The sequence below is a fragment of the Oxalobacteraceae sp. CFBP 8761 genome, from assembly GCA_014841595.1.
Classification (GTDB): Bacteria; Pseudomonadota; Gammaproteobacteria; order Burkholderiales; family Burkholderiaceae_D; genus Telluria.
This window is the reverse complement of record JACYUE010000001.1, coordinates 2,082,399-2,101,253: the sequence shown is the minus strand read 5'-3', so window position 1 is coordinate 2,101,253 and position 18,855 is coordinate 2,082,399. Positions and strand designations below refer to the sequence as shown.

16 protein-coding genes are annotated in these 18,855 nt (G+C 63.5%); 8 read left to right on the top strand and 8 right to left on the bottom strand.

The window, feature by feature from the left end; genetic code table 11:
* Positions 1-21: 21 nt before the first annotated feature.
* From IFU00_09235 to IFU00_09215, 5 genes are read right to left on the bottom strand one after another with little or no spacing between them, the layout of a single operon-like run.
* Complete coding sequence (locus IFU00_09235; protein ID MBD8542464.1) at positions 22-843, bottom strand: enoyl-CoA hydratase/isomerase family protein; 822 nt, start codon at positions 841-843, stop codon at positions 22-24.
* Positions 840-2,003 (bottom strand): acyl-CoA dehydrogenase family protein, encoded by a 1,164-nt coding sequence (locus tag IFU00_09230; protein MBD8542463.1) that lies wholly within the window; start codon positions 2,001-2,003, stop codon positions 840-842. The genes IFU00_09235 and IFU00_09230 overlap by 4 nt, the downstream gene beginning before the upstream one ends.
* A gap of 11 nt (positions 2,004-2,014) precedes the next feature.
* Positions 2,015-3,223 (bottom strand): acyl-CoA dehydrogenase family protein, encoded by a 1,209-nt coding sequence (locus IFU00_09225; GenBank protein MBD8542462.1) that lies wholly within the window; start codon positions 3,221-3,223, stop codon positions 2,015-2,017.
* Positions 3,224-3,232: 9 nt separating this feature from the next.
* Positions 3,233-4,414: an acetyl-CoA C-acyltransferase gene (locus IFU00_09220; protein ID MBD8542461.1), complete on the bottom strand. Its 1,182-nt coding sequence runs from the start codon at positions 4,412-4,414 to the stop codon at positions 3,233-3,235.
* Between the two features lie 34 nt (positions 4,415-4,448).
* Positions 4,449-6,566, bottom strand: coding sequence for an enoyl-CoA hydratase/isomerase family protein (locus IFU00_09215; GenBank protein ID MBD8542460.1), 2,118 nt, complete (start codon positions 6,564-6,566; stop codon positions 4,449-4,451).
* A gap of 312 nt (positions 6,567-6,878) precedes the next feature.
* On the opposite strand from IFU00_09215, the gene IFU00_09210 reads away from it, so the two are divergent.
* The 8 genes from IFU00_09210 to IFU00_09175 all read left to right on the top strand — a co-directional run bounded on the left by IFU00_09210 (position 6,879) and on the right by IFU00_09175 (position 15,227).
* Positions 6,879-7,763 carry an IclR family transcriptional regulator gene (locus tag IFU00_09210; protein ID MBD8542459.1) on the top strand — a complete coding sequence of 295 codons (885 nt, stop codon included), beginning with the start codon at positions 6,879-6,881 and terminating at the stop codon, positions 7,761-7,763.
* A gap of 111 nt (positions 7,764-7,874) precedes the next feature.
* The gene (locus IFU00_09205; protein ID MBD8542458.1) at positions 7,875-9,041 is read left to right on the top strand and encodes an ABC transporter substrate-binding protein; all 1,167 of its coding nucleotides are present in this window, start codon (positions 7,875-7,877) and stop codon (positions 9,039-9,041) included.
* 80 nt (positions 9,042-9,121) lie between these two features.
* Complete coding sequence (locus IFU00_09200) at positions 9,122-9,994, top strand: branched-chain amino acid ABC transporter permease (GenBank protein ID MBD8542457.1); 873 nt, start codon at positions 9,122-9,124, stop codon at positions 9,992-9,994.
* A complete protein-coding gene (locus tag IFU00_09195; protein MBD8542456.1) occupies positions 9,991-10,944 on the top strand; it encodes a branched-chain amino acid ABC transporter permease in 954 nt (317 codons plus the stop codon). Before IFU00_09200 ends, IFU00_09195 begins: the two co-directional genes overlap by 4 nt.
* Positions 10,931-11,650, top strand: coding sequence for an ABC transporter ATP-binding protein (locus IFU00_09190; GenBank protein ID MBD8542455.1), 720 nt, complete (start codon positions 10,931-10,933; stop codon positions 11,648-11,650). Before IFU00_09195 ends, IFU00_09190 begins: the two co-directional genes overlap by 14 nt.
* A complete protein-coding gene (locus IFU00_09185) occupies positions 11,643-12,362 on the top strand; it encodes an ABC transporter ATP-binding protein (GenBank protein MBD8542454.1) in 720 nt (239 codons plus the stop codon). The genes IFU00_09190 and IFU00_09185 overlap by 8 nt, the downstream gene beginning before the upstream one ends.
* A 32-nt stretch (positions 12,363-12,394) precedes the next feature.
* Positions 12,395-14,023 carry an electron transfer flavoprotein-ubiquinone oxidoreductase gene (locus IFU00_09180; GenBank protein ID MBD8542453.1) on the top strand — a complete coding sequence of 543 codons (1,629 nt, stop codon included), beginning with the start codon at positions 12,395-12,397 and terminating at the stop codon, positions 14,021-14,023.
* Between the two features lie 25 nt (positions 14,024-14,048).
* The gene (locus tag IFU00_09175; protein ID MBD8542452.1) at positions 14,049-15,227 is read left to right on the top strand and encodes an acyl-CoA dehydrogenase; all 1,179 of its coding nucleotides are present in this window, start codon (positions 14,049-14,051) and stop codon (positions 15,225-15,227) included.
* 58 nt (positions 15,228-15,285) lie between these two features.
* On the opposite strand, the gene IFU00_09170 is transcribed toward IFU00_09175, so the two are convergent.
* Genes IFU00_09170 through IFU00_09160 form a run of 3 tightly spaced genes read right to left on the bottom strand, consistent with a single transcriptional unit; the run spans position 15,286 to position 18,571 of the window.
* The gene (locus tag IFU00_09170; protein ID MBD8542451.1) at positions 15,286-16,857 is read right to left on the bottom strand and encodes a chemotaxis protein; all 1,572 of its coding nucleotides are present in this window, start codon (positions 16,855-16,857) and stop codon (positions 15,286-15,288) included.
* 57 nt (positions 16,858-16,914) lie between these two features.
* Positions 16,915-17,322: a hypothetical protein gene (locus tag IFU00_09165; GenBank protein MBD8542450.1), complete on the bottom strand. Its 408-nt coding sequence runs from the start codon at positions 17,320-17,322 to the stop codon at positions 16,915-16,917.
* A 10-nt stretch (positions 17,323-17,332) separates the two neighbouring features.
* Positions 17,333-18,571, bottom strand: a complete 1,239-nt coding sequence (locus IFU00_09160) for a hypothetical protein (GenBank protein ID MBD8542449.1) — start codon at positions 18,569-18,571, stop codon at positions 17,333-17,335.
* Positions 18,572-18,855 lie beyond the last annotated feature (284 nt).

Here is an 18,855-nt window from a genome sequence, read left to right as displayed (position 1 = left end):
TTTACAGGGAGCCGGCAAACGTCATTCTTGTGGCCGACCCGTGGCTGCGGCGCCCCGCAGCGCCGCGAAAGCGGGCGTGCGCTTGTCAAAAAAGGCCGCAATGCCTTCCTGCGCTTCGTCGTCGCCCTGCGACTGCACCATCAGCGCGGCTTCCAGGTCGAGCTGCCCGGCCAGGCTTGCGGCCCCGGCATTTTCGCACAGCACCTTGATGCGCCCGTTGGCATTGACTGGCCCGGCGGCCACGCGCGCTGCCAGCGCGATCGCATCGACCAGTGCCTGGCCCGGCGCGGCCAGGCGGTTGACCGCGCCCAGCGCATGGAGGCGCGCGGCCGGCAGGCGCTCGCCCAGCAGGCAGAGCTCGGTCAGCAACTGGCGCGACATGCAGCGCGCCAGAAACGCCGTCGCGCCACCATCCGGACTCAGGCCGACCTTGACATACGCCATCGAAAAGAAGGCATCGTCGGCCGCGACCACCATGTCGCAGGCCAGCGCCAGGGACAGGCCGGCGCCGGCCGCCCCACCCTCGACCGCGGCAATCACCGGCTTGGGGCAGGCGCGCAGCGCGCGCACCAGGTCGTGCAGGCGTTCGACCTTGGCGCGTCGTTCGTCCGGCGCCAGCGCGCGGCGCGTGGCCAGCTGGCGCAAGTCGCCACCGGCGCAGAAAAAGTCGCCGTCGCCGACCAGCACGATGGCGCCGATGGCCGGGTCCTGCGCCGCCTGTTCGAGCGCGGCCGGCAGCGCGTCGTACAGCGCCGGGATGATCGCATTCTTCGCCGCCGGATTGCTGTTGACGAGAATGCGCACCGCGCCATCGGTGCGCATCATGAGGCCGGGGGCGTTCATGCCGGGGTGGCCTCACTGGTCTGGGTTGACTCATGAGCCAGGGCAATATAGCGCGCCAGGTGATGGTCTTCGTCGCCCAGCTGATGGTCGATCATCACCAGGCGCTTGGCGTAGTGCGCCAGCGGCAGCTCCCACGTCATGCCGATACCGCCGTGCAGCTGGATGCATTCTTCCGCCACCAGCGTGCCGATCCGGCCAATGCTGGCTTTGGCAGCCGACAGGCTGCGCTCACGCGTGATGCGGTCGGCGTCCAGGGCAGACGCGGCATTGATCACCGCCGAACGGGCCTGCTCGATCTCGAGCAGCAGGTCGGCCATGCGATGCTGCAGCGCCTGGAAGCTGCCGATCACGACCCCGAATTGCTTGCGCGTGCGCAGGTAGTCGAGGGTCGCTTCCTTGGCCGCTTCCATCGCGCCCAGGGCTTCTGCGCACAGGGCCAGCACGCCGCGGCCGATGGCGCGCTCGAGCGCAGCAAAACCCTGCCCCGGCTCACCGAGCAGCGCATCAGCGCCGACCTTCACGCCGCTGAGGGTCAGCTCGGCCACACGGCCGCCGTCCATCGTCGGTGTGCCCACCATCGACAGGCCGGCCGCATCGCCAGGGACCAGGAACAGCGAAATACCCGCTTCGTCATCGACTGCGCCCGCGGTGCGCGCCGGCACGACGATCCACTGTGCATGTTCGGCGTTGGCCACGACGGCCTTGGCACCGTCGATCACCCAGCCGTCGCCTTCGCGGCGCGCACTCGTCGCCACGCGCGCCAGTTCGTAATGCGCGCCCGGTTCGTCGTGGGCAAACGCGGCGATGACTGACGCATCGGCGATGCTGGCCAATACCTCTTTTTGCGCATCAGTGCCGGCTGCCGCGATGGCTTCAGCCGCCAGCACGGCGCTACCCAGCAGTGGCTCGAGCACCAGGCCACGGCCCAGCGCCTCGAACACGACCGCGATGTCAAAACCGGCCCCGCCGAAGCCGCCGTCTTCTTCGCGCAGCAGCATGCCCACCACACCCAGTTCGGCGAACTGCTGCCACATGGCGTTGGAAAAGCCTTCTGGCGAGGCGGCGATCTTGTGCCGCGCTTCGATGTGGTATTGCTGGGCGATGAAGCGGTTCAGGCTATCGGCCAGCATGCGCCGTTCTTCTGTATGTTCGAAGTTCATGTCGCTTGCCCTTACAGTCCGAGGATCATCTTGGAGATGATGTTTTTCTGGATCTCGTTGGAGCCGCCGAAGATCGACAGCTTGCGGTTGTTGAAGTATTGCGCCGAGGCGGCGGCCGCAAAATCCGGCCCGAAGCTTGGGCCATCATTGGCCGCATCGAGCATGTCCTGCGTGAACGGGCGCGCATACACGCCCATCGCGCGCCGCGTCAGCGCATTGATCTCCTGGCGGATCTCGGTGCCGCGAATCTTGAGCATCGAACTCTCCGCGCCCGGCACGCCGCCGCCAGCCACTGCCGCGATCACGCGCAGATTGGTGGTCTTCATGTTGTCCAGGTCGATCTCGACAAGCGCCAGGCGGCGCGCAAAGCCCGGATCATCGGCCAGCGGCTTGCCACCGCGCGTCTGCTCCTGCGCGATGCGTTTCAAACGCGCCAGCGCCGCCATCGAGAAGCCGACGCCGGCGATGTTCGTGCGTTCATACGTCAGCAGATATTTGGCGCAGGTCCAGCCGCGATGCTCTTCACCGACCAGGTTCTGCACCGGCACCCGCACATCGGTGAAGAATACTTCGTTCACTTCGCGCTCGCCATCGAGCAGCGTGATGGGGCGCACGTCCACGCCCGGTGACTGCATGTCGATCAGCAGGAAGCTGATGCCCTCCTGCTTCTTGGCGCCCGCATCGGTGCGCACCAGGCAGAAGATCATGTTGGCGTGCTGGCCGAGCGTGGTCCAGGTCTTCTGGCCATTGACGATGTAATGCTCGCCGTCGGCGTCCACACCGCGCACGGCGCTGCACTTGACCGCAGCGAGGTCGGAGCCCGCGCCCGGCTCCGAATATCCCTGGCACCACCAGTCCGAGCCATCCAGGATGCGGGGCAGCCAGTAGTCCTTTTGCGCCTGGTTGCCGTACTTGATCAGGACCGGGCCCAGCATGTTGACGCCGAACGGCACGATGCGCGGCGTATTGGCCAGCGCGCATTCGGTCTCGAAGATAAATTTTTCGATGGCGTCCCAGCCCGGGCCGCCGTATGCTTCCGGCCAGTGGTTTGCCAGCCAGCCGCGCTCATTCAGGATCGCGTGCCAGCGCTCCATGTCGGCCTTCGACAGGTGCATGCCATTGGCGACTTTTTCCGACAGGTCCTGCGGCAGCTTCTCGGCCAGGAATGCCCGTACCTCGTCGCGAAAGCGCTCTTGTTCAGGGGTGAAATGTAAATCCATGATGATCCTTTAGAAAATCTCGAACAGGCCCGCAGCGCCCATGCCGCCGGCGATGCACATCGTGACCACGGCGTACTTCGCGCCGCGGCGCCGGCCTTCAATCAGAATGTGGCCGGCCAGGCGCGCCCCCGTCATGCCGAACGGGTGGCCGATCGAAATCGCGCCACCGTCGACGTTCAGGCGCTCGTCGGGAATGCCGAGTTGCTGCTGGCAGTAGATCGCCTGCGAGGCAAACGCTTCGTTCAGTTCCCACAGGTCGATGTCGTCCACCGTCAGGCCGAAGCGCTTCAAGAGCTTGGGCACCGCGAACACGGGGCCGATGCCCATTTCATCCGGCTCGCAGCCGGCCACCGCCATGCCACGGAAGGCGCCCAGCGGCGTCAAGCCGAGGCGTTCGGCTTCTTTTGCTTCCATCATCACGCAGGCCGACGCGCCATCGGACAGCTGCGACGCATTGCCGGCGGTGACGAATTTGCCCTCGCCCATGACCGGCGCCAGCTTGGCCAGGCCTTCATAGGTCGTGCCGCGCCGGTTGCAGGTGTCTTCGGCGATCGTGACTTCACGGTGGCTGACTTCTTTCGTCTCCTTGTCGGTGACGGCCATGGTCGTGGTGCAGGCGACGATTTCTTCGCTGTAGCGGCCGGCCAGCTGCGCCGCCTCGGTCTTGCGCTGGGATTCGAACGAGAAGCGGTCCTGCGCTTCGCGGCTGATGTTGTAGCGCGCGGCAACGATGTCGGCAGTGTCGATCATCGGCAGATACAGGTCCGGCTTGTGTTCCAGGATCCACGGGTCGATGCCCGAATCGCCGCTGTCGCGGCTGCGGATGTGCGAGATGCTCTCCACACCGCCGGCGATGATGGCCGGCGCGCCGTCGACGATGATGCGGCCGGCGCCGATGGCGATTGCCTGCAGGCCCGAGGCGCAGAAACGGTTGACGGTGGTGCCGGCGATCGTGATCGGCAGGCCGGCGCGGATCACGCTCTGGCGCGCGACGTTGCGACCGGTGGTGCCTTCCGGGTAGCCGCAGCCGAGAATCGCATCCTCGATCATGGCCGGATCGATGCCGGCGCGCTCGACGGCGGCGCGCACGGCAAAGGCGGCCAGCTGGGCGCCAGGGGTGATATTGAATTCGCCGCGGTGCGCCTTGGTCAGCGGGGTGCGGGCGGTTGAAACGATGACAGCTTCGCGCATGGCGAGTCTCCTGACTGATTGAGAACGATGGGTTCTACGCGGATTGATTCAGGCTGGCGAAATTGGCGCCCTTGTCGACCAGTTCGACCAGCAGCGGCGACGGCTGCCAGGACAGCGGGTCTTCCTTGGCAAACTCGCGGATGTCGGCCAGGATCGTGGGCAGACCGACCGTGTCGGCATAGTGCATCGGGCCGCCGCGGTAGCGCGGGAAGCCGTAGCCGTGCACGAACGTCACATCCACATCGAGTGGCCGCAGAGCGATCTTCTGGTGCACGACATTGGCGCCCTCGTTGATCATCGCGGCCAGGTAGCGGCGCACGATCTCGGCGTCACTGAAGCTGCGCGGTGATTTACCGGCGCGTTCACGTTCGGCATCGATGATGGCCTCGACTTCCGGGTCCGGCGTGCCGACGCGGGCACCGTCAGGATACAGGTAGTAGCCACGCCCGGTTTTCTGGCCGAACCAGCCCCGTTCGCACAGGCGGTCGGCGATCTGCACGTAACGTGCGCGCGGGTCACGCGTGGGGGCGCGCCGCTTGCGCGTGGCCCAGCCGATGTCGCCACCGGCCAGGTCGGAGACCTGGAACGGCCCCATCGGGTAGCCGAAGTCACGCAGTGCCTTGTCGATCTGGTAGGGCGAGGCGCCGTCTTCCATCATCGCGTGCGCGGCCTGGCCGTACACGGCGAGGATGCGGTTGCCGATGAAACCGTCGCACACGCCGGCGCGCACCGGCACCTTGCGCAGCTTCTTTGCCAGGTCGAACGCGGTGGCGACCACGTCGTCGGCCACCTTGGCCGGCACGACGATCTCGAGCAGCTTCATGATGTTCGCCGGCGAGAAGAAATGCAGGCCGACGACGTCCTGCGGGCGCGAGATGGCCGCCGCGATGGCGTCGATGTCGAGGTAGGACGTATTGGTGGCCAGCACCGCACCGGGTTTGCAGACGCGATCGAGTTCGGCAAACACGGCGTGTTTCACGGCCATGTCTTCGAACACGGCTTCGATCACCAGATCGGCCTGGGCCAGCGCGTCGTACGACGTGCTGCCATTGAAGCGCGCCATGGTAGCGTCTTTGGCGTCCTGCGTGATGCGGCCTTTGGCGATCAGGCCGTCATACACCTTCTCGACATGCTTGCGGCCATGCGCCAGCGCCTCGTCGTCGCGCTCGATCATCGTGACCGGCAAGCCGGCATCGAGGACGGCAACGGCGATGCCGGCGCCCATGGTGCCGCCACCGACGACACCGATGCTATTGATCGGGCGTGGCTTGGCACTGCGCGTCTCCGGCGCCCGGGCCGTTTCGCGCTCGGCGAAGAAGGCATGCACCAGCCCGGCGCGCTGCGGACTGTCGAGGCATTCGAGGAACAGCTTGCGCTCCAGCGCCTGGCCTTCGTCGAACGGCAGCTCAAGCGCGCCCTGCACCGCGTCCACGATTTTCAGGGGCGAGAACAGACCGCGTGATTTTTTGGCCGTCTCGGCGCGGGCGCTGTCGATCGCGGCGCGCTGGGCCGCCGTGTCGGCAAGCTGCGTGGCGTCACGGGTACGCCGTACCGGCGCCCCACCCTGCACCAGCTCCTGCGCATACGCCAGGCCGGCTGCGAGCGGGTCGGCCCCATCCACCACCCGGTCGACCAGGCCCAGTTTTGCCGCTTCGGCCGCGCCTGCGTGGCGGCCGCTCAGCATCAGGTCGAGCGCTGCGGCGGCGCCGATCAGGCGCGGCGTGCGCTGGGTGCCGCCGGCGCCCGGCAGCAGGCCAAGCGCCACTTCGGGTAAACCCAGTTTCGCTGCGGGCAGCGCCAAACGGTAGTGCGCCGCCAGCGCGATCTCGAGTCCACCGCCGAGCGCAGCGCCGTGGATCACGGCAATCACCGGTTTGCTGCAGGCTTCGATACCGTTGCAGACGTCGGGCAGGAACGGCGCCATCGGCGGCTTGCCGAATTCGCGGATATCGGCGCCGCCGATGAAGGTCTTGCCGCTACCGACGATCAGCACGGCCTTGACGGCAGCGTCGGCCACGGCTGCGTCGATCGCCGCGGCGAGGCCGCGACGGACGTCGACGCCAAGCGCATTGACGGGAGGATTGTCGATGGTGACGACGAGAATGTCGCCGTGCATGGCACGAGCGACCGGGCCAGTTGCGCCGGTGTGCATGAGCTGTCTCCTTGATTTTATGTTCGATGCTAAGTCGGTTCGCTGTGCGAAACCGAGTTTTGCATTTCTTGTTGCGATCAACGATAACCGATTTTTCTCGAAAATGTAAACGACTTCACAGCGCCGCTTTTGCGGGTAAAACCGGCAGATCCAGTGATTCGCTGTGCGAAATTCGTCGAATGAACGTAATTACCCATACTAGGTGTTTCGCTCTGCGAACGACCATTTCACAAAAACTGTTGACACTCCGGTTTTCGGTATGTGAATATCCGACTCAAGCCCAGCCGGAGATGCCGGGCATAGGAGACAAGAATGGACTCGATCCAGTCACTGGAAGACCCTTTGCTGGCGGCACCCGCCACCTCGCAAGAGCTACAGCAAGAGTTACCACAAGCGCCCCAGGATGACGCGCCCGACGAAGACAACGGCAAGGACCGCCAGTTCGTCACTGCTCTGGCGCGCGGCCTGGAAATCCTGCGCTGCTTCCGCCCGGGCGAGGCGTATCTCACCAACAGCGAGATGGCCAAGCGCACCGGGATGCCCAAGCCGACGATTTCACGCCTGACTTACACGCTGACCAAACTCGGCTACCTCACGTATTCGGCCGACCAGGGCCGCTACCAGCTCGGCGCGCCCGTGCTGGCGCTCGGCTACACCCTGCTCGCCAACCTCGACGTGCGCAAACTGGCCCGGCCGGCCATGCAGGAACTGGCTGAATACGCCCAGTGCAGCGTGGCGATCGGGATCCGCGACCGCCTGCACATGGTGTATGTCGAAGCCTGCCGCGGCAGCGCTGCGGTCACGCTGCGGCGCGATGCCGGTTCGCGCATCCCGCTGGCCACGACCGCGATGGGCAAGGCCTATCTGTGCGGCCTGCCGCAAACCGACCGCGATTTTTTGATGGACCATATCCGCCTGACGGCCGACACCAACTGGCCCAAGATCAAGACCGACATCGAACAGGGCTTCAAGGATTACCAGGACCGCGGCTTCGTCCTGTCGTCCGGCCTGTGGGACGCGAACATCAGCGCAGTCGGCGTGCCGCTGCTCGACCAGGACATCGCCCGGACGATGGCATTCAATTGCGGTGGCCCGGCCTTTTTGCTGCCCTACGAAAAGCTGGTCGAGGACCTCGGTCCTCGCCTGGTGCAACTGGTGCGCAACGTCGAAATCAGCATGGGCCGGCATATCGGCTAGCGGTGCCGTGGTACCGGCAATCAAGGAGCGACGCCGCTGCACGCGGTGAGGCCCTCGGCTTGCCGTCGTTTTTGACTATTCCTACATTCACTAAAAAATAACGGAGACATGATGAAGGCAAACAAGATCGTCCTCGCCATCCTGGCACTGGGCACCGTCGGCAGCATCAACCTGGCAAGTGCCGAAGAATTTCTGGTCGGCGTGCAGATTCCGCTGACCGGACCGCTGGCCCGCGTCGGCCTGGGCACCCAAGAGGGTATCCGCGTCGCGGCCGAGGTCTTCAACAAGACCAACGGCAAGCACACGATCAAACTCATCACCGTCGACGACGAATCGGCGCCGGCCAAGGCCGTGGCTGCGGTGGAAAAGCTGGCCAGCCAGAACGTGGTCGCCATCACGGGCGGCTACGCGTCCAACAATATTTCCCCTGCCTCGGACGCTGCCGGCAAACTGGGCCTGGCCTATGTGACGTCGGGTGGCGTTGACGATGGCCTGGTCAATGCCGGGCGCAAGAATTTCTTCCGCATCAATAACACCCAGGGTTACCAGAAGGCCCTCGTCGGCCTGCTTACCGACCTCAACGTCAAGTCGGTGTCGATCATCTATTCGACCAAGGATGCGACCCACGGTCTGGCCTCGGACGTCGAAAAAACCCTGGCAGCCAAGGGCGTCAAAGTCGTCACGCACGCGTTCGACCCGTTGATCACCGACTTCAAGCCGATCATCAACAAGGTGAAACTGCGCGACCGCTCCGAATTCATCGTCATGGTCGGCTACGAAAACGACTACGTCGGCATCCTGCGCGCCGCGCGGGTCCTCAAGCCAAGCATCAAGGGCGTCGCCGGCGTGTGGTCGCTGGCAACGCCGAAGATGGCGGCCGATTTCCCGGACCTGATGCCGAACGTGTACGGCACCGCCGTGCTCCCATACCCGGTGCAGTTCTCGACTGAAGAAGGCAAGCGCTTTGCCGACGGCTACAAGGCACTGCTGAACAAGGACCCGGATTACCTGGGCCAGTTCGGCTACGTCCAGTCGATGCTGCTGTTCGAAGCGATCGCACGCGCCGCCGACAAGGGCACGCTGAAAAAAGGCGGCGTGGTCGAAGAAATGCGCAAGACCGATCGCCAGACCCTGATCGGCCGGGTGCAGTTCGATGCCCGGGGCGACAACCCGAACTTCACGCAGCGCATGGGCCAGCACCAGGGCAAGAAGGTCGAGCTGGTATGGCCGAAAGAATCGGCGACCGCCAAGCCGGTCTATCCGGGCCTGCCCTGGTAACGCTGTGGGCGCATGAGTGAGCGCATGAGCGAGACGGGCAGGATCCCCCTGCCCGCGAGAATAATCGATTGGATGCAGAAATGACGGACTTGATTCTACAAGCCGTGTATTCCGGGTTGTTGCAGGGCGGCTCCTACGCCCTGATTGCACTGGGACTGGCGCTCGTGTTCGGCGCCATGAACGTGATCAACCTGGCGCACGGCGAACTGGTATTGCTGGCGGCCTACATCGCCTACACGGTCGAATCGCAACTCGGCTGGAATCCGCTGGCCGCGATTCCCGCCGCCGTGATCATCGTGACCATCACCTCGAGCCTGCTGTACTTCCTGGTCAGCCGGGTGACGGTGCATCGCGAAATCAATTCACTGACGCTGACCTTCGGCGTCGGCGTGATCCTCACCAACCTGGTCCTGATGATCTGGAGCGCCGACGTGCGCACCACGAGCTCGACCTGGATGCAGGAAGCCTTCATCGTTGGCGAGCTCTACAGCATGCGCAGCGAAGTGCTGTTCTTCGGCGTGAGCCTCGTGCTGATCGTGGCGCTGTGGTGGTGGTTGTCGCGCAGCTGGTATGGCCGCGCCGTGCGCGCCGTGTCGAGCAACCGCGACGCCGCCAAGCTGATGGGGATCAACCCTGGCCGCACGGAGCTGGTGTCGTTCATCGTGGCCGGCATCCTGGCCGCCTTTGCCGGTGTCGCCCTGTTCAGTTATGGCGTCGTCACGCCGGGCTATGGCAGCGTACTGACCGTGAAAGCATTCATCATTACCGTGCTGGCGGGCCTCGGCTCGATCCCCGGCGTCCTGATCGGCGCAATCCTGCTGGGCGTGGCCGAATCGCTGACGATCACGCTGGCCAGTTCGGCGCTGCAGGAACTGGCCGGGATGGGCCTGTTCCTGGTGGTGTTGTTCGTGATGCCCAATGGCCTGTTTGGTGTGGCACGGAGGCGCGGATGAAACTCAACAAACTCCTGATCGCCACGCTGGTGGCGACGTATCTCGTGGTGCCATTCGCGCTGGGCGGCAACAGCTATGTGATGAGCCTGGTCATCGCCTCGCTGATCATTGGCGGCGTCGCGCTGTCGTGGGCGCTGCTGGGCAACCTGGGCGGCATGGTCAGCTTCGGCCATGCGGCGTTCTTTGGCGTGGGCGCCTATACGTCGGCCGTGCTGACGATGCAGTACAACGTGCCGGTCTTCATCGGCCTGGTGCTGGGCGGCGTCGGTGCGGTGCTGTCGGCGGTCCTGATGCTGCCCGTGCTGCGCCTGCGGGGCCCCTACTTTGCGCTGGCCATCCTGGCGTATGCGCACATCTTCCGCATCGTTGCCACTGAATGGACGTCAGTCACGAACGGCGCCGGCGGCATTGCCAGGATCCCGACCCTGCCGACCGTGTTCGACTACAATTTCGGCACCCACACCGGCAATTACCTCGTGATCCTGACGATGGTATTGCTGTTTGCCTGGGCCTACGACGTTATCCGCCGCAGCCCCCACGGCCTGGCCCTGCGCGCCATGCACGACAGCGAGGATGCCACGCGCGTGGTGGGCGTGAACAACACGCTGCTCAAGGGCCTGATGCTGCTGGTGTCGGCCTTCATGTGCGGCGCCGTAGGCGCCTTCAATGCGCACTACATCAACTTCCTCGAACCGGATTATGCCTTCAGTGCGGTGTGGGTAACGATCCCGATCGTCGCGGCGATCTTTGGCGGCTACCGCACCATCACGGGCCCGCTGATTGGCGCCGTCGTGGTGTACCTGGTCGACCAGTTATTCATCAAGAACTTCATGCCGACCGGACACCAGCTGGTTCTCGGCGTGGTGCTGGTCGTGATGATCATTGCCAGCCCGGATGGCCTGCTGGGCATGATCCGCCGGGCGCTAAGGAAAAAACATGCTGCAACTTGAAAACGTCACCGTCCGCTTCGGCGGCCTCACGGCGGTCAACGATGTCACGCTGGCGGTCGGCACGGGGGACCTGGTGGGCCTGGTCGGCGCCAATGGCGCCGGCAAGACCACACTCTTCAATGCGATTTCGGGGCTGGTGCGCCCGACTACGGGCCGCATCCTGTTCAATGACGCCGATGTGCTCAAGGCGCCGATGTACCAGCGTGCCCGCATGGGCATCGGCCGTACCTTCCAGATCCCGCAGCCGATGCACGAGCTGACCGTGCGCCAGAACCTGGAAGTCGCGCAGCGCTTCGGCACCGGTTCGGTCGACCAGCGCCGCATCGACGAGATCCTGGACTTCACCAACCTGGCTGCCAAGGCCGGGCGTGATGCATCGAGCGGCCTGGCGCTGACCGAACTGAAGGCGCTCGAAGTGGCCAAGGCGCTCTCCACCAACCCAAAACTGCTGCTGCTCGACGAAGTGCTGGCGGGCCTGGAAACCAGTGGCAAGCGCAACTTCATGAACATGCTCAAGGACCTGCATGCCAAATTCTCGGTCGGCATTCTGATCATCGAGCATGACATCGAAACCATCAGCAATCTGTGCCAGCGGGTGGCGGTGCTGAACTTCGGCGGCATGATTGCCGAAGGCACGCCGGCCGAGGTCTTCAACAACCCGGCCGTCATCAAGAGCTATACCGGAGGCGAGGTCGACCATGCTTGAAATCCAGAACGTGCGCGCTGGTTATGGCGCGATCAATGTGCTGTGGGATTTGTCGCTCAGCATCGCACCGGGCAAACTGACCACCATCATCGGCCAGAACGGCGCCGGCAAGACCACGCTGCTGCGCGCCATGATGGGGCTGATCCCCGTGTCGCAAGGCACCATCACGCTCGACGGCAAGCCGCTCAACGGCACGCCGACCTGGGACATGCACAAGGTGTCGATGGCGATGATTCCCGAAGGCCGCATGGTGTTTCGCGACATGACGGTCGAGGAAAACCTGATGATGGGCGCTTTTGCGCCGCAGCACCGCGCGCACGCGGCGCACAACCTGGAGCGCTCGTTCGAGATGTTCCCGCGCCTGCGCGAGCGGCGTCGCCAGATGGCCGGTTCGCTGTCGGGTGGCGAGGCGCAGATGCTGGCCATGGCGCGCGGCCTGATGAGCGACCCGAAGGTCCTGATCATCGATGAGCCGTCGCTGGGCCTGGCGCCGGTGATGGTCAACGAGCTGTTCGCGATCCTCAAACGACTCAAGGACGATGGCCGCACGATGATCCTGGTCGAGCAGAACACGCACCGCGCGGTGGGCGTGGCCGACCACGTCTACCTGATGCAAAGCGGTAAAGTGGTGCTGTCGCAGGCGGCGAGCGAAGTCAGTCTCGAGCATCTGCACGGGCTGTATTTTTCGCGCGAGACCGGGGCCACGGCATGAATCTGACTGAACAATACGGCCCACGCGAGGCGATGGAATACGACATCGTGGTCGTCGGCGGCGGCCCGGCCGGCCTATCGGCGGCGATCCGCCTGAAACAGCTGGCTGCTGAGAACGGCCAGGAAGTCACGGTCTGCGTGCTGGAAAAAGGCGGCGAGCTGGGTGCCCACATCCTGTCCGGCGCGGTGATGGACCCGCGCGCGATGAATGAGCTCATACCTGACTGGAAAGCACAAGGCGCGCCCCTCAATACGGCCGTGACTGAAGACCGCGTCCTGTTCCTGAGCGAAACCAAATCGTATGCGACCCCGGCCTTTGCCATTCCGCCGGCACTGGCCAATCACGGCAACTACGTGATTTCGCTGGCCAATGTGGTGCGCTGGCTGGGCCAGCAAGCCGAGGCGCTGGGCGTGGAAATCTTCCCGGGCTTTCCGGCTGCTGAAATCCTGTACCACGAAGATGGCTCGGTCAAGGGCGTCGCCACCGGCAATATGGGGATGAAACGCGATGGCGAGCCGGGTCCCGAATTCCAGCTGGGCATGGAGCTGCATGCGAAATACACGTTCTTCGCCGAAGGCTCGCGCGGCCACCTGGGCCGCCAGCTGATGGCCAAGTACGAACTGAACAAGGGCAAAGATCCGCAGACCTACGGTATCGGCATCAAGGAACTGTGGGAAATCGATCCGGCCAAGCACCAGCCGGGCCTGGTGATCCACACGGCCGGCTGGCCGCTGCCGAACGACACGTATGGCGGCTCGTTCCTGTACCACCTGGAGAACAACCAGGTTGCAGTCGGCTATGTGGTCGGGTTGTCGTACCAGAATCCGTATCTGTCGCCGTACGAAGAATTCCAGCGCTATAAAACGCACCCGGCCATCCGCGGTTTCTTCGAAGGCGGCAAGCGCATCTCGTACGGCGCGCGTTCGATTACCGCAGGCGGCCTGCAATCGCTGCCTAAAACGGTATTCCCGGGCGGCGCGCTGATCGGCTGCGATGCGGGCTTCCTGAACACCAGCCGCATCAAGGGCAGCCACGCAGCGATCAAGACCGGCATGCTGGCGGCCGAGGCGGCGTTTGCCGCGCTGAGCGAGGGCCGCAAGAGCGACGAGCTGACGAGCTTCCCGGCGGCATTTGAACAATCATGGCTGCACGAAGAGCTGCACGTGGCGCGCAACTTCAAACCCTGGATGAGCAAGGGCCTGGTGCTGGGCACGATCATGACGGGCATCGACCAGATCGTCTTCCGCGGCAAGGCGCCATGGACGCTGCACCACAAGCACGCCGACCATGAATGCCTGAAGCCGGCGGCGCAGTTCAAGCCGATCGTCTATCCGAAGCCGGATGGCAAGCTGACGTTTGATAAATTGTCGTCGGTGTTCATCTCGAACACCAACCACCGCGAAGACGAACCAATTCACCTGACGCTGAAGGACCCGAGCGTGCCCGTGGAAGTGAATCTGGCGAAATACGCGGGCCCCGAGCAGCGTTACTGTCCGGCCGGGGTCTACGAATACGTGAAGCGCGAAGACGGGGGCGACCGCCTGCAGATCAATGCCCAGAACTGCGTGCACTGCAAGACCTGCGACATCAAGGACCCGACCCAGAACATCGTCTGGGTGACGCCCGAAGGCGGCGGCGGCCCGAACTATCCGAATATGTAAAGACCATTTTAGAGAAGAGACCATCATGACAAGCAAAGCCGCTTTCCACTGGGATGACCCACTGTTGATCAACAGCCAGCTCACGGACGAAGAGCGCATGGTGCGCGACGCCAGCGCTGCCTATTGCCAGGACAAGCTGCGCCCGCGCGTACTTGAAGCGTTCCGCCATGAGTCGATGGATGTGTCGATTTTCCGCGAGATGGGTGAACTGGGCCTGCTCGGCCCGACCATTCCGGAACAATACGGTGGCCCGGCGCTGAACTACGTCGCCTACGGCCTGATCGCGCGTGAAGTCGAGCGCGTCGATTCGGGCTACCGCTCGATGATGAGCGTGCAGTCGTCGCTCGTCATGGTGCCGATCTTCGAATTCGGCAATGAAGCGACCAAGCAGAAATACCTGCCCAAATTGGCCACCGGCGAATGGATCGGCTGCTTCGGCTTGACCGAACCGAACCACGGCTCCGACCCCGGCGCGATGATTTCCCGCGCCCGCAAGGTCGAGGGTGGCTACAGCCTCTCTGGCGCGAAAATGTGGATTACCAATTCGCCTGTGGCCGACGTGTTTGTCGTGTGGGCCAAGGATGACGAAGGCGCGATCCGTGGCTTCGTGCTGGAAAAAGGCTGGAAAGGTTTGTCGGCCCCGGCGATCCACGGCAAGTTCGGCCTGCGCGCGTCGGTCACTGGCGAAATCGTCATGGACAATGTGTTCTGCCCGGAAGAAAACGCATTCCCGGACGTGCGTGGCCTGAAAGGCCCGTTCACCTGCCTGAATTCGGCCCGCTACGGCATCGCCTGGGGCGCACTGGGTGCGGCGGAAGATTGCTGGCACACGGCGCGCCAGTACACGATGGACCGCCAGCAGTTCGGCAAACCGCTGGCGGCAAACCAGCTGGTGCAAAAGAAGCTGGCCGACATGCAGACCGAGATCACGCTCGGCCTGCAGGGCTGCCTGCGCCTGGGCCGGATGAAGGACGAAGGCACGGCGGCGCCGGAAATCACGTCGATCATGAAGCGCAACTCGTGCGGCAAGTCGCTCGACATTGCCCGCGTCGCGCGCGACATGCTGGGTGGTAATGGAATCTCGGATGAATTTGGCATCATCCGCCACATGGTCAATCTGGAAGTGGTCAACACCTACGAGGGCACGCATGACATCCATGCGCTGATTCTCGGCCGCGCACAGACCGGCATTGCAGCGTTCTGACCGTCGCGGTCATTGCATATTCGTAGGGTGGACGGCATAGCCGTCCACGCGCCTACTCCTATGCCAGCGCCAGCGGCGCCGCGCGGCCACCCTTGACCGCCAGCGGCCCGGCAGTGTGATCCAGCTTGAACACCGCCAGCGCCTCCGACAACTGCGCCGTCTGATCCGTCAGCGACGTCGCAGCTGCCGAAGCTTCCTCGACCAGCGCCGAGTTCTGCTGCGTCATCTGGTCCATGTCGCTGATCGCCAGGCCAATCTGCTCGATGCCTTCGCTCTGGCGCTGACCGGCGTCGCTGATGTCGCCCATGATCGTCTGCACGCGGCGCACCGCAGCGACGATCTGTTCCATCGTGCTACCGGCCTGATCGACCAGCGCGCTGCCGGCATCGACCTTGGACACTGAGTCGCCGATCAATTCCTTGATTTCCTTGGCGGCAGTGGCGCTGCGCTGCGCCAGGTTGCGCACTTCAGACGCCACGACCGCGAAACCACGGCCCTGTTCGCCTGCTCGGGCTGCCTCGACTGCGGCGTTCAGCGCCAGGATATTGGTCTGGAACGCGATGCCGTCGATCACCGAAATAATCTCGACGATCTTGGTGGCTGACGTGTTAATGGCGCTCATGGTCAACACCACATTGCCCACCACTTCGCCGCCGCGCGTGGCGATGTCGCTGGCCGAGACCACCAGGTCCTTCGCCTGATTGGCATTGGCGGCATTGGCGCGCACGGTATCGGTCAAGGCTTCCATCGCACGCGTCGTGTTCTCGAGGCGACCAGCCTGGAGTTCGGTGCGGCTGGCCAGGTCGGCATTGCCGCTGGCGATATCGCCACTGGCCGACGCGATCGTGTCGGCCGACGTCTTGATGCCGGCGACCATATTGGCCAGGCGATCGCGCATGTCGGACAGCGCGGCCAGCAGGCTGCTGTTATCGCCCGGCTCGATGCGGATTGCCATCGACAGGTTGCCGTCGGCGACCATGCGGGCAATGTCGCGCGCATATTCGGGTTCGCCGCCCAGTTGCTGCCAGATCGTGCGCACCATGAACCACGACACCGCGATCAGCACGGCAATCACGATCAGGCCGGTGACAATGGTAACCGTCAGGACATTCGTCACGCTGGTTTCGCTGCGCGTGATGCCAGCCTTGAATTGCTGCTGCGCTTGTTCATTGACCTTGGCGACGTCGGTATTGAGTGTCGCAAGCGTCGACTGCATGCGCGTCACGACCGCCTGCGGATCGCCTTGCTCCATGTCGAGCATGATCCTGGCCGCCGAAACCGCCGGTGCATAATACTGTTCGAATTCTTTGCTGAGGCGCTCGCCGGTTGGCCCCATCCCGTCGATCTTGCCGAAGCTGGCCAGCTTGGCCCGCACCTTGTTGGCCTGTTCGCCAACCTGCGTCAGGCGCGCCTTGTCGCCTTCGCTGACGGCGTCGCGCAAGCCATTGGTGACCGCCTCGATGTCGCCCGCCAGTTCCTTGCTGATGTCGAGCGCCGGGTAATCCACGCTTTCAGTCGTGTGGATCGACGTGAGCGCCTTGTTGGCGATGCCGGCACTGACGGCGACCCCGAGGGTAAAAATGATGGCCGAGATGATCGGCAGTGCCCAGATCCTGCGTTTGATGCTCATGCTGCCTGCTCCTGAAGTCAAAACCCGCCGCACGCGCGGCGGGGTACCGATAAATGATCAGGAACCGGAATAGACCACTTTGACCGACGCGTCGACCGCGCTCTTGTCGATATAGCCAATCGCTTTCGGGTCGGCTGCAACGGCTTTCTTGACGCCGGCGTTGTCGCCGACTTCCTTCGGCATCGTGGCCTTGCCGGTGAAGACCAGCTTCGACCAGAGTGCCTTGATCTGCGATGGATCCTTGTCCGTGACCTTCTTGTAGAACTCGGCGCGCGCCGGCGCATTTTCCGCCTGGTCGACCGGGGTCATGGCGGTCGATTTACCCAGGAAGAACTGGGACACCTGGTCCTTGGTCAGCGACGACTCGGCGGCTTTCGCATTGACGACGACGACGACTTCGGCAGTGGCTGGCAGCGCTAGCAACAATGCGCTCAGGATCACGCTTGCTTTAAACAATTGATTCATTGGTAAATCCTTAGAACACGAAGTCAAGCGCGACGGCGCCGACGGTCACCGGGCCCTTGAAGCCAGGCTGGACGTTGATGAACTGGCCGTTGCCTTGCGGCTTGATGCGATCGACCTGGACCTTGAGCGCGGCCGAGGTCGTGAAGTCCCAGCGCACACCGATGCTGTCGGTGGTCTGGCTCGTGCCATCGATGGCCGTGGTCAGCATGTTCATCAGGCCCGACAGCGCCGCCAGCGTTGGCGCGCATGCGAACGAGGCACCAGCTGGGCAGTTCGCAGGAATGGTGTTGGTCACACCCTTCGACATGATCTTGGCGTGGGTGTAGTACGGCAGGAACTTGCCGAAGCGGTAACCGCCCATCACGTAGAACGACTTGGACGAACCCAGGAACGAATCCGGCATCTTGCGCTTGGCGTATTCGGTCAGGACAACGATATTCTTCCAGTCCATGGAAAGACCAGCGGACGTGAACGTGTACTTGCGGTCCTTGGTGTTGAGCAGCACGCCCATGTCGGCCACTTGCGGGACATTGAACGCGGCAGCCGTGTTGTTGAACGTGATCACGGCGGCGTCCAGTTGCGCGCTTTCCGACGACAGCTTGGTGCCGCTACGGCCCACGCGCACGATGAACGGACCATGTTCAGCCGTCAGGTTCAGCGCGTACTGGTTGCGGGATTCGGCGGTAGGGCCGCCCGAGGTCTTGAACTCGCTGCGGCCGTAAGCGGCGGTTGCCGTGACGGTCGTGTCGGCGTACTGCTGCTGCCAGGTGATGTCGGCGCCGTCGATGTTATTGAGCGGCATCTGCGAATACAGTTCCTGCGGCGGACGCAGGAAGGTGTTGGCGTAGCCAACATTGCGGTATTCAGAAATCATGAAGGCTGGCATGGCCATGCGGCCGACGCGGATGCTCAGGTCGTCCGACAGCTTGGCCTTGACGAAGGCCCACGACAGTTCGGCGCCGAAGCTGTCTTCGCCATCCTTGCGCACCAGACCCTGGCCGGTGACTGACAACCAGCTGTTGACGGTATAGTCGGCCTGCAGACCGAGATTCGAATCGACGCCGGTGCGTGGATCCTTTTTGACACCCGACGACTGGTTCGAACGGGCGAACTCGGCCTGGTCGGTGTCGGAAAACGTGAGAGCGCCGGTACCGAAACCGCTGATACGAACGGCGTTACTATCTTGAGCAAAGGCAGATGCGACGGCGAATGGCAAAGCGAGTGCCACCACGATGTTACGTGTTTTCATAAATTCCTGGGGATTACAATTGAAGTGGTTTGTTGAATGCAAAAAGCGGCGACAAGGCCTGCGCCGAATCGCATTTTCTGAGGCAATTGTATCCATCAGGAAACTGTTGCAGCAATGAAAATTCACAGAAAGTCACTTTTTGTGTTCAATATGTGTGATTTTGTTGTGAACTTCTAACGCATTATTGCAATTACTTTACTTCGGGCGTTGCACCCGGCAAGAGCTCAGGACCATATGCAGCCCGAACAAGGCGCAATGCTTATCCTGGCGTACAGGCCACCAGT